This is a genomic window from Paenibacillus sp. DRB1-1 (assembly GCF_052119485.1).
GTDB classification, from domain to species: domain Bacteria; phylum Bacillota; class Bacilli; order Paenibacillales; family Paenibacillaceae; genus Paenibacillus; species Paenibacillus polymyxa_B.
Genome location: NZ_JBODQH010000001.1, coordinates 4766495 through 4778766, shown reverse-complemented (window position 1 = coordinate 4778766; position 12272 = coordinate 4766495). Strand labels below are relative to the sequence as shown.

Annotated in this window: 8 protein-coding genes and 1 tRNA gene; 4 read left to right on the top strand and 5 right to left on the bottom strand. The window is 49.4% G+C overall.

The genetic code is table 11. The annotated features are described in order from the left end of the window. Window positions 1–4: 4 nt before the first annotated feature. Complete coding sequence (locus tag ACQW03_RS21265) at window positions 5–448, bottom strand: GNAT family N-acetyltransferase (RefSeq protein WP_025724006.1); 444 nt, start codon at window positions 446–448, stop codon at window positions 5–7. Between the two features lie 141 nt (window positions 449–589). Here ACQW03_RS21265 and ACQW03_RS21260 point away from each other — a divergent pair. Then, window positions 590–661, top strand: a tRNA-Val gene (locus ACQW03_RS21260). Window positions 662–949: 288 nt separating this feature from the next. On the opposite strand, the gene nirD is transcribed toward ACQW03_RS21260, so the two are convergent. Next, window positions 950–1279: a nitrite reductase small subunit NirD gene (gene nirD / locus ACQW03_RS21255; RefSeq protein ID WP_025724005.1), complete on the bottom strand. Its 330-nt coding sequence runs from the start codon at window positions 1277–1279 to the stop codon at window positions 950–952. A 12-nt stretch (window positions 1280–1291) separates the two neighbouring features. Further along, a complete protein-coding gene (nirB, locus tag ACQW03_RS21250) occupies window positions 1292–3724 on the bottom strand; it encodes a nitrite reductase large subunit NirB (protein WP_071641608.1) in 2433 nt (810 codons plus the stop codon). Between the two features lie 446 nt (window positions 3725–4170). Here nirB (ACQW03_RS21250) and ACQW03_RS21245 point away from each other — a divergent pair, with 446 nt between their 5' ends. Beyond that, the gene (locus ACQW03_RS21245) at window positions 4171–4773 is read left to right on the top strand and encodes an ANTAR domain-containing response regulator (protein WP_025718435.1); all 603 of its coding nucleotides are present in this window, start codon (window positions 4171–4173) and stop codon (window positions 4771–4773) included. A gap of 19 nt (window positions 4774–4792) precedes the next feature. Beyond that, on the top strand, window positions 4793–5866 hold the full coding sequence (locus ACQW03_RS21240) for an anthranilate phosphoribosyltransferase (protein WP_441951610.1): 1074 nt from the start codon (window positions 4793–4795) through the stop codon (window positions 5864–5866). A gap of 132 nt (window positions 5867–5998) precedes the next feature. On the opposite strand, the gene nasC is transcribed toward ACQW03_RS21240, so the two are convergent. Together nasC and nirB (ACQW03_RS21230) are read right to left on the bottom strand one after the other, a co-directional pair. After that, complete coding sequence (nasC, locus tag ACQW03_RS21235; RefSeq protein WP_441951608.1) at window positions 5999–8179, bottom strand: assimilatory nitrate reductase catalytic subunit NasC; 2181 nt, start codon at window positions 8177–8179, stop codon at window positions 5999–6001. An 83-nt stretch (window positions 8180–8262) separates the two neighbouring features. Further along, window positions 8263–10437: a nitrite reductase large subunit NirB gene (gene nirB / locus ACQW03_RS21230; RefSeq protein ID WP_441951606.1), complete on the bottom strand. Its 2175-nt coding sequence runs from the start codon at window positions 10435–10437 to the stop codon at window positions 8263–8265. 418 nt (window positions 10438–10855) lie between these two features. Between nirB (ACQW03_RS21230) and ACQW03_RS21225 the strand changes: the two genes are divergently transcribed. After that, a complete protein-coding gene (locus tag ACQW03_RS21225; protein WP_071641616.1) occupies window positions 10856–12097 on the top strand; it encodes a nitrate/nitrite transporter in 1242 nt (413 codons plus the stop codon). Window positions 12098–12272: the final 175 nt, after the last annotated feature.

The following is a 12272-nucleotide window of genomic DNA, read 5'->3' as shown; positions in this document are numbered from 1 at the left end:
TCGACTACAACTTTTTGCGCATACGTACATGCGGTATTCCCGCATCGTCAAAAGGTTCATCGGAGATCGTCTCGTAGCCGAGCTTTTCGTAAAACTTCTCGGCTTGACATTGGGCATCTAGCAGCGAGTATCTTAACCCCAATTCACGTGCACGTTCCTCCAGTGCTAGCAGTAATACACGTCCATAGCCTGCGGCACGATGCTCCTTGAGAACGGCAATACGTTGCATTTTAGCTGTATCTTCCTCATAGTATGTCAATCGACCAGTAGCCACCATTTCACCATGTTCACAAATTAGCAAATGATGGGCCGTATCTCCCAGCTTGTCATAATGGTCAATTTCTAAATCGAGAGGAACCTTTTGCTCTTCGACAAACACTTTGGTACGGATCGATATTGCCTCCTGTAGCTGTTCCTCTGTTGTTACACTTATAATTTCTGCGGCCATCATCTGTTCCCCCTATCATTAATTCCAAATTGCAAACTCGCTAAATTCGAATTATATATATAAATGGTCATGAAGTACAGGCTGACTTCTATTTTTTCACTTTACATATATGGTTAATACATGATATTATCTAGTAACCGCAGGACGGTAGCTCAGCGGGAGAGCATTATCTTGACAGGGTAAGGGTCATGGGTTCGATCCCCATCCGTCCTATTCGTCAAAAGCCTTGATTCTCAAGGCTTTTTTTATTTGTCTAGAGATAAAGCGAGTTATCCTGAGAAAAGAAAACAGGTCATTCACTAAGATTTAATCAAGAAAATTTTTTAATTAAAATCATACTTATAAAATAAAAAAGCCGCCCGGAAAAATAGGGTCGACTTTCTGTATACTCAGATCATTGCACTTTAACAGCACCACTTCTTCAACAAAGCCTTTCACCTTGATTCTTCTATTATATAGAAGAAAAAAAGCAGAACCATCAGCACAATACGTATAAGACTCTTAGATTACGATATAAACCGCCCCGCTCTCACTATCAATCTCCGTGGGGTAAGCGGTCACACATCCAGTATCCGGCTCTTGCACCCGACCAGTGGAAAGGTCGACTTTCCAGTCATGGAGCGGACAATGGACCGCTGAGCCACATATCATTCCTTCGGATAACCGCCCCCCTTTGTGCGGACAACGATTCTCAAGCGCATGCACGCTGCCATCGCTCAGACGGAATACAGCTATCTCTGTATTATGAATGCGAACTGTCCTTGCTCCACGTCGGTCAATTTCGTTCAGATCAGCTATTCTGACTCTGTTGGTTGTCGTATTGGTCTCCATTTTGTCAGCCCCCTATTCCATTACTGGCTTAAGTTCCGGCAACTGCACAAAATTTTTGCGCAGCTCTTCGTTGTGAATAATTTCGTGCCACGGATCAGTCGTCGCGCTTAATGTCTCCTCAATTTTGGTCACCAGTTGCTTCCTCGTCTCTGCATTCGCGAGTGCCTGTTTGATGGATTCAACTCCGACCCGTTCCACCCAATGGGCTGTGCGTTCGTTCCAATTGGCCTGCTCGCGATAATACTGCAGATAGGCACCGGTCCATTCCATCACTTCATCTTCAGTTTTAACGGTACAAAGCAGTTCAGCTGCCCGAACCTTAATACCGCCGTTACCTCCAACGTAGATCCCCCAGCCACCGTCAATAGCAACGACGCCTAAATCCTTGATCGTCGCTTCAGCGCAGTTACGCGGGCAACCAGATACAGCCAGTTTGACTTTGGATGGCGCATTCAGACGTTCAAATGCCTTTTCCAACCGAATGCCCATACCCATAGCATCCTGGGTGCCAAAGCGACAAAAGGTGTTACCTACGCACGTCTTAACCGTTCGCAGCGTCTTTCCATAGGCATATCCAGACGGCATATCCAACTCGGCCCAGATCCCCGGCAAATCCTCCTTTTTCACACCAAGCAGGTCAAGACGTTGACCACCCGTAAATTTAACCAGAGGCACATTGTATTTCTCTGCGACAGCAGCAATTTTCTTCAGGTCGGCAGGTGAAGTAACTCCTCCATAAATGCGGGGCACGACAGAATAGGTGCCATCTTTCTGTATATTGGCATGGTACCGTTCATTCGTGAATCTGGATTCCTTCTCATCCTCATAATCCAGTGGCCATACCATACCTAGATAATAATTGAGGGCCGGCCGACATTTAGTGCAACCTTCCGGTTCGTTCCATCCCAGCACATTCATCACTTCTTTGACGCTCTTCAATCCCATCTCCCGAATGCCATCAATGATCGCTTCCCGGTCAAGCGTCGTACAACTACAAATTCCCTCTTTCATCGTTTCTCCGGCTTCTGCGCCTGCGTATAGCTGTAAGAGTCCCTCCACTAATGGCTTGCAGCCGCCACATGATGCCGATGCCTTCGTGCATGTCTTAATCTCCCCGACACTCCGGCAGCCAGCGGCAACCGCCTCTCCAATGTCACCCTTGGATACACCATTACATCCGCATACAATTTCGTCATCAGGCATCTGCTCCAGCATCATGGCGCCACTAGCTTCAGGTTGACCGGGATTCAAGCCAAGTAATAACTCTTTCTCTCGGCCAACCACCGACTCGCCGCTTTTGATCAAAGAAAACAGCATGGCTCCGTCAGACGTGTCCCCAAACAGAACAGCTCCGATCAGTTTTTCGTCCTTGATCACGATTTTTTTGTAGACGCCGCCAATATCATCCTGATACCGCAAGGAACGTGTTTCCGGCTCGTCCTTGTAACTCCCTGCTGAAAACACGTCTACGCCCGAAACCTTCAACCTTGTAGAAGTGACGGAACCACTGTAGCCGGGAGTCTCCATTCCCGCGAGCTGCTGAGCCAGCACACCACCCTGCTCATATAATGGAGCTACCAGTCCGTAAGTGATTCCCTGGTGTTCTGCACATTCGCCAACGGCGTATATGCCAGGGATATTCGTTTCCATGTAATCATTTACGATGATGCCGCGGTTTACAGGGATTCCCGCCGACACCGCCAGTTCAATGTCTGGTCTGATGCCTACCGCCATAACGATCAGGTCTGCTTCCAACTCACTGCCATCAGCAAATTTTAATCCTTCCACGCGACGACGGCCCGTAATAGCCGCCGTCCGCTTATTGACCAGAAAAGTCATTCCCTGCTCCTCCAGCTCGCGCCGTAGCATAAGGGAAGCAGCCTCATCCAGCTGCCGATCCATAATATATCCGTTAATATGAATAACCGTGACGTCCATCCCCAAGTTAAGCAGCCCCCTAGCTGCCTCTAGTCCAAGCAATCCGCCGCCGATAACAGCTGCTTTTTTGTGCGTCTTTGCCGTCTCCATCATCGTTTCACAGTCACGAATATCCCGAAAACCGATAACACCCTCCTTGTCGGCCCCTGGAAGTGGCAGAATAAAGGCTTTAGAACCTGTTGCCAACAACAACAAATCATAAGAGATGCATACGCCGGAGCGCGACGTCACCTGCTGTTTTTCCGTATCGATGGCTGTGACAGGATCATCGGTATACAATCGAATATTGTTGTCTTCATACCAACTCCAGTCGTTGATGACAATATCCTGCAAACCAGCCCCTCCCGCCAGAACGGAGGACAGCATGATCCGGTTATAGTTTGGATGGGGCTCGGCCCCGAATACCGTAATCTCATAGCTACCTGGTGCAAGCTTCAGCAAATGTTCGAGAGTGCGTATCCCTGCCATTCCGTTGCCGATCAACACTAACTTTTGAATATCGTTCATCAGGTCACTCTCCTTCCATTTGTATCCTCAAAACATAAAAAGCCTGCTTCACATATGGGGATTCAAAATATCCCTCCACATGAGAAAACAGGCTCCATTGCCGTTTCATCGAATACGCCGTTGTATCCATCAGAGTATGGAATTAAAAAGTATTGTAGCTAATATATAATGGTTCAAATGATATGTCAACATTCCTTACGCATAAACTTATAAAAAATAATATTTTATCACCATGTAACATATCTATGACGTATAAAATATCACTCCCCTACAAAATTAGGATTGATTTTCAGTCCAAAACACGCCAAAATGGTTTAAAAGTCCGTTTTAACTTGATGATGATGAAAAAAATAAGCAGGTAGACAAAATCTTATGTCATATTTGTTATCAATGATTACTATCCCCATCGCTAACTACCCTTCATGTTACAGAGAGGAGGAGCCCGCTTGCGTTCCTTGTTGGTAATTCACTTACATTCTGACCATGTATCTGAGCAGACACACGCCGTTTCCTCATGGCAGGCAGGACCTGAGCACCTTTTAGAGTCCAACGGATACCTAACTCTACCCTGCCGCAATGAATCTGAAATCAAACAGCTAATCCTTAATGCAGACGCGGCAGTACTAAACATACCTGTCGGCACTATCAGCATGTGGGGTGGCAGGCTGGAGCAAGCCAAAGCGGTCCCGTTGCTCTGGTGGTGCAGCGCAGAATCAGCGCTATCATCGACAGAGGCCTGTGAAGCTGATGTTACTGTCGATGGCATTCTAACCCCTTCTATGGCAGCCCATGAGCTGAATTGGGCTCTTCATTTTAGTGCCAAACGCTTTTTTGAACGCCAGCACTGGCAAAGTGAACGCAAGCAACTAACCGCTCGGCTGGAAGAACGAAAATGGATTGATATGGCGAAAGGAATACTTGGGGAAGTAAACGGTATCCCGGAAGCGGAAGCATATGATGTGCTACGCAAAAAAGCAATGAACGAACGCAAACGTATCGTTGATGTAGCCATCTCCATCGTCAAAGCACAGCAAATGCTAAAAGCATAAATCTGAAGGGGGCCTGAACATGAATATCATTGAAATATTAAAAGAAGTGGGTCGCGGCAAAAGGGGCGCCCGGGATCTGAATTACGCCGAAGCCGAAGCTGCTGCCGAACTTATTATGACCCAGTCAGCAACCCCTGCTCAAATCGGAGCTTTCTTTGCCGCGGAGCGCATTAAAATGGAGAGTGTTGCCGAGCTGGAAGCATTCGTAAACATCTGCCGTAAATACACCCATCGCTTTTCGATGCAGGAAGGTATTGATTTCGCTGGTCCGTACGATGGCAGGAAGTCTTCATTTATCGCCACCTTCGCAACGGCCTTTCTACTCGCCTCATGCGGGATTCCTGTAACGATGCATGGCAGTGCACCTCTCCCTCCTAAATGGGGTGTTACGCTCCCGCTTTTACTGCAGGAAATGGGGGTAACGACCCGGAACATGACACGTGAAACCGCCATTCATGCCGCGAAGCTGACTGGTGTACTGTTCGTAGCCTCCGAACAGTGGTACGCGCCCCTGCGAGATATGCGGCCCATTCGCGAAGAACTGGGGCTTCGCACAGTGCTGAATACTGCCGAGAAACTGGTTGATTACGGTTCTTCACCGTATATTGTATTCGGCGTTTTCCACAATACTGTGTTCGAGAAGACGGCGAAACTCATGCAAAATCTGAATTACCGCAGGGCTCTGATCGTCCAGGGGAGCGAAGGATCGGAGGATCTGTTCATCGATCGGCCGACCCGGACTTACCTGCTTGCTAACGACGAGGTATCACTACAGGTTATCGATCCGGAAATGTACGGGCTGGATTCGGTGGTACCCGAGCATAACTGGACCCCCGCTGAACAACTACGCATTACGGAGGAAGTGCTACAAGGCACAGCTTCTATAGCCTTTTCGAATCAGGTGTTACTCAACAGTGCGGTCCGACTGTTCGTTGCAGGGCGAGTCGACTCCATAGAGGAAGGTTTGTACACCTGCAAACCGCTGCTAGAAAACGGGGACGCCTGGGATTTGTATAAACAATGGCGGGAAGCTATGCTCAGAACAGAAATAAAAACAGGAGCAAGCAGATCCGAAACCCGATTGCATTTATAATTATTGGCGTTACGCAGTCTAGCGATTGTGGGCCCTAAACTAAACTGCCCAACCCAAAAAGGCCAGCTTCCTCACTCATACAAAGGGGGCTGGCCTTTTATGCAAAGTAAAAGCCGCTTATTCAGTCCTGCTCTAGAATTCAGACCACTCCCCGTTGACTGCACTGGTTGCCGTTACAGCCAGGTGAAGGGGACGGACGCACACAGCAGCCGTTTTGAAGCCAGGCATCCGGCAGAACGGATCAAGATCGGGGCGGGTCGCCCGATTTACATTTTGTATCCCACCCCAATGCATGGGCACAAAGAGCGTATCTTCGCGGATATGTGATCTGATCCGGCTGCGGACAGTGAAGCTACCGCGCTGTGATGCTATTTCTACCCACTCCCCGTCCCTGATGTGCCAGCGTCGCGCTGTCCGCGGATGAATCTCCACATAATTTTCAATCTCTCGTGCGGCCAGCGACGGACTTCTACGCGTTTGTGCACCGGTCAAATAGTGAGCCAGCACGCGGCCGTTCGTCAAAATAAGCGGGTACTCCTCTGATATCTCCTCTCCTGCTCCACAGCTTTCAGCCACCGTAAAAACAGCCTTTTGATCGGAATGGGCAAAGGTTTCCCGAAACATCGTATCCATACCTGCTCTATCCGTAGACGGGCATGGCCAATATACTCCTTCTTCACGACGTAGCCTGTCGTATGTGATCCCGTAATAATCAGCAGGACCGCCCCGGCTGGCAAGCCGCAGTTCTTCAAAAATATGCTCGGCATCCCTGTACGAAAAGTAGATACCCTTGTTCAGCCTTGCAGCCACCTGACACAAAATGCTCCAGTCATCTCTAGCCTCGCCCGGCGCGGGCCTCACCGCTTCCCGTAGCAGAACGCGGCCCTCCAGATTGGTCATCGTCCCCGTATTCTCCAAATAAGACGTCACAGGCAAAACAACGTCGGCCATCCGCGCGGTTTCAGTGAGAAACATATCCGCCACAACCAGCAGATTCAGCTTTTTGAGGGCTTCCTCCACCAGCCGGACATTCGGATTAGATACAACAGGATTAGAGCCCATCACAAACAAAGCTTGGATTTCTCTCTGATGGACAAGCTCCATCATTTCATAGGCGGACACTCCCTTACCCGGCAAACTGCTTGGTTTTACTCCCCACACGGACGCCACATAGGCTCGATCCTCTTCATTCTCAATTGATCTGTAACCAGGAAGCTGGTCAGCCTTTTGACCGTGCTCTCGCCCCCCTTGCCCGTTTCCCTGACCTGTAATAGCTCCATAACCGCACCCTTCCCTTCCAATCTTGCCAGTGGCCAGCACCAGATTAAGAAATGCACGCACCGCCATATGTCCATCTGTCTGCTGTTCGACACCTCTGGCCGTAAAAACGATGCCGGTCTCCGCACCGCCAAAGGTACGTGCTGCCTGCCGGATCATTTCTACCTCAATTCCGCACAACGCAGCCGATTCGCTCAGATCTACACCTTTCAAATGAGTCAACAGCTGGTCATAGCCGTTGGTGCGCTTGCGGATAAACTCTTCATTCGCAAATCCTTCGTCCACGATGACCTTTAGCAAGGCATTGGCCAGCACAGCATCCGTACCTGGCTTGATTTGCAGGTGCAAATCGGCGGCCGCCGCCGTTGGTGTCGCGCGCGGGTCAATCACGATGATAAACGCGCCGTTTTCCTTCGCCTCGTGAAAATAAGGCATTAACGTCGGCTGGCATTCTGCGATATTTGTACCTGCGAGTACAATACAACGAGCTAATGGAATATCAGCCAGTCTGCAGGTCAGTCCGCGATCAACGCCAAACACTTTACTGCCAGCGGATGCCGCTGCCGACATGCAGAAGCGCCCGTTATAATCGATATATCGCGTACCTACAGCCACTCTTGCAAATTTGCCGAGTAAATAAGCCGTTTCATTGGAGAGTGAACCTCCACCGTAAATTCCGATTGTATCGGCACCCTGTGTAGACAGTAGCGTAGAGAAACTGCTAGCTATAGTATCCAATGCCTCCTCCCACTTGACGGGAACAAGTTTGCCCTCTTTGCGTATGAGAGGCTGTACCAGCCTTTCCGCATGAGTCGCATGCTGATGCGCATTCATCCCCTTGATGCACAGCCTACCCTGCGAGGCTGCATTAGGTTTTCCTTCCGCCTTATACACTGTACGGATGATACCTGCGAGTGTCTCTGTGCCCGTGCTAACGGTCATCTTACATTGCACACTGCAAAACGGGCACTGCGTATCCATTACTGACGCTACATGTAGCCCAGCTTCCGGTTTGCTTTCTCCTGACTGACACATCAAAGTCACCTCCCCTTCGCCATTTTTCGAAATTTTATTGTCTGCACACGCCAGATATATCGCCACAACTCCAACTCAACCCGTCATCCTGTCAGCATTGTGGTCCGTAGGCTGCCCGCCAGTTCACTTCGAAGAGCAGCATCAAGCACACTTTCCCGTAATGCCAGAACGCCAGTCCTTTCAATCCACTCCCACATTTTTTCCCCATACTGGGCACTATGTCGGTATATTTGCAAGCAGGCTGCAACCAGCAGGACCGCTTCTGCCGGGTCTTCCTCCAATCCAAGCAGTTGCCCCTGACGAACCGGATGCTCTGCATGGCCACCGGCATAAACCTCCCAGCCTGCTGGAGATCGGGATATTCCAATATCGTGGACAAGTACACCTCCGGGATACGCCGATCCAGGACAAATAGCAACTGTAACCAACGCGGGCAATGCGAGACTTCCCCATAAAGTTGCCAACCGTTCTCTGAGCCAGGCTACTTCTACAAATGCCTGATCCATCAGGTTCGACTCAACAAAAGCCCGATTCTCGGCATTTAGGTTCGTAAAGCGCAGACCCGCAGAGGGCGCTTCTCCTCCGTACTGCGGTATGACCTGAACCGCAACGCCAGCCCCTAATGGATTTGTCGCAGATCTGTCGCGCAACCCAAGGGATTCTAAGTAATAAAGTACAGCCGGACGACATAATTCACACCCCTGCTGTCTAGTCCAACCGAGACGGGACACTACTTCATCTGGAGTCTGACAGACTGCCTCCACCATAGCAGTTTTAAGCGAATCATGATCGTAATGCGTACATCCACACACAGGGATAACTTCTTGGAAGGTCGGAGTAACTACAGGCCCGGAAACTGTCGATCGGGACAAACTATTTTTGACCAGTGCAGCCACCAGCGGCCGACAGCCTCCACAGGAACCGGATGCTTTGGTCCGGCTCTTCACCTCTTCCACCGTCTTCAGCTTATCCGTGGCAATCGCTCGCAAAATAGCCCCCTTACTCACGCCGTTGCACGCACACACCGTTTCCTCTTCCGGCAGTGCGGCTGCCGCATCCTCCGCTTTGCTTCCGCCGTTATCCCGGGATGTAAGCTCTGTAGCGTGCGCGCCGCGCCGTACCATTGCTAGGAGCGAGGTGCTTTCCGCCGTATCTCCGAACAAAATGGCGCCAGTGACAGCACCGCCGTGCATCATCACTTTTTTATAAACTTCCAGCATCCCGTTATATTCCATGACTGCTGTCTCGTTTCCCTCATCACGAATGTCTCCTGCGGAAAACACATGGATCCCCGCTACCTTGAGCTGCGCATACGGAACCGTCCCTTCATAGGGAGCCGTTTCACGACCACAAATAACTTTTGCCAGCACTTTGCCCTGCTCATATAGCGGCGCCACTAGTCCGTATGAAATCCCGCGGTGCTCAGCACATTCGCCGACGGCATAAATACCGGGAATACTCGTGCGCATATAATCATCCACGACAATGGCACGGTTTACGGTCAGACCGCTGTCCTGAGCTAATTCGATATTCGGTCGGATACCAACCGCCAGCACAACCAAATCCGTTTCCAACCTGCCCCCGTCCGCAAACATCAATCCTTGCGCTCTGTTTCTGCCTATGATGTTGACCGTTTCCTTCGCCAAATGAAACCTCATGCCCTGTTGCTCCAGCTTTCGCTGCAGAAGCACAGCCGCCGTCCGGTCAATCTGACGGTTCATAAGATACTGCGCATTATGAACAACCTCAGTTTCCATCCCTAGATTCAGCAGGCCTTGAGCGGCTTCAAGTCCTAACAGCCCCCCTCCGATAACCGTGGCCTTACGGTATGTTTTGGCATATCTCGCCATGGTTTCACAATCATTCACATCACGAAAAGCGATTACTCCCTGTTTTCGAGCTCCGGGAATGGGCGGCATGAAAGGCAATGAGCCCGTTGCCAATATGAGCATGTCATAAGGTTCTTTCATGCCGGATTCCGTTTCCACCATCCCGGCTGCAACATCAATACGACAGACGCGTTCACCCGCGTACAGCTTTACCCCGTTCTCTTCATACCAGTCCCAGTCATGGGTAACGATATGTTTAAATGAGCTCGCCTCCTGAAGCATTTTGGACAGGAGCACTCGGTTGTACCCGGGACGGGGCTCTGCACCAAATATCGTGATTTGGAACCGCTCTGGCTCCAAATCGAGTATTTCCTCCACACATTTGATGCCTGCCATACCGTTGCCGACAACGACCAGTTTTTTCATCATATTAAACCAGCCCCATTCTCCGAATAAAATAAGACAGAAAAAGCCCTTCTCCATTCAATGGAAAAGGGCACCGTTGCCGTAAATGTCGGCACATCGTTGTGCCGATATGTATCTAAGATTACTGAATTGTGAATGTCATGTCAATATTCAATACATGAAAGCTATATTTTTCACCTTATATTTAATTTTTTGTGATTTTGTGTTATGTATATTGACATAAAACAGATCCTTTTTTATAATTTGATTAAAATCACTCCAACGTGATCATACCAAGTCGACTCACAATGAGGTGTGTCAACCACGGCAATGAAGCCGCAAACCGTTTCCTAGATACCATGTAGGGGCGATTTGCGGCTTTTTCATGTTCAAATTACATTTTGCAGACAAAGAACAACAATTAGAACAGGAGAGATGGAGAATGAACAAAAAAAGTTTTTGGAAAAGCGGACACAAGCCCACCCTATTTGGCTCCTTTCTGTATTTTGATATCAGTTTTATGATATGGGGAATGATCGGACCGTTAGCCGTTGTAATTGCCAATGATTATCCAATGGACCCTGTACAAAAAGCCAATCTTGTCGCCCTACCCATACTCGGTGGTTCCCTGCTGCGGCTCGTGCTCGGATTCATGTCGGATTATATCGGTCCGAAGCTCACGGGACAGATTGGTATGCTTGTTACGATAATCCCCCTCTTGCTCGGCTGGCTGTGGGTTGATTCGCTGGAGCACTTGTACGTTGTTGCCCTGCTCCTGGGCGTAGCCGGAGCATCATTTGCAGCTGCGCTGCCGTTGGCCAGTCAATGGTACCCCAAAGAGCATCAAGGCTTGGCTATGGGAATTGCCGGTGCTGGTAATAGCGGTACCGTCCTTGCGACTTTGTTCGCCAACCGCATTGCTCAACATTTTGGCAGTTGGGAAGCCGTTTTCGGATTGGCTATCCTCCCCATCTTAACCGTCTTCATTCTGTTCAGTATTTTTGCCCGCAACAGCCCTCACCGCCCGGCACCAAAAAGTCTGTCGCAATATGCTTCGGTGCTCAAACAGAGGGATGCTTGGGTATTGTGTGCCTTTTACTGCGTGACGTTTGGTGGATTCGTTGGCCTTTCTAATTATTTGACTATTTTCTTCAATACCCAATATGGCCTCTCCGCGGTACATGCTGCCGATTTTGCGACCGTTTGTGTGATTGCCGGAAGCTTCTTTCGTCCTGTAGGTGGCTTTTTGTCTGATCGGATTGGTGGTTCACGCATGTTAATGTACTTGTATGCGGGAGCCGGGATTATGCTCGCCGGCATTGCGTTTTTACCGCCACTTACCGTGGTAGTTGTGCTGCTGTTCGTAGGCATGATGTGCCTTGGCGCTGGCAACGGCTCCGTATTTCAGCTCGTTCCGCAGCGGTTCGGCAACGAAATCGGGCTCATGACCGGTATCGTCGGCGCTGCTGGTGGCATAGGCGGGTACTTTCTTCCCCTTATACTGGGTCATCTGTACAAATTAACGGGTTCCTATATGCCAGGCTTCATCTCTCTGAGCCTAATCACGTTCTGTGCCTTTACCCTCGTCATCATAATGCAATTGAAATGGCGTAACAGCTGGATGCGACGCTCTGCTACAGTTACTGATGAAGCCGTCAATCGCATCGGAGAATTAAATGCCTGATGTTCATTAAACATAGAGCTGCGAAGCATTGAATTGTCCCTTAACCATCCCTATAGCCAAAAAAATAGCTTAACTTCGTTTATATAAAATGAAGTTAAGCTATTTTCCATGCGCACTCAATCGAATCGCACCTATAAAAACTATGATAATTATCACATTAAATCAATATTTTCCG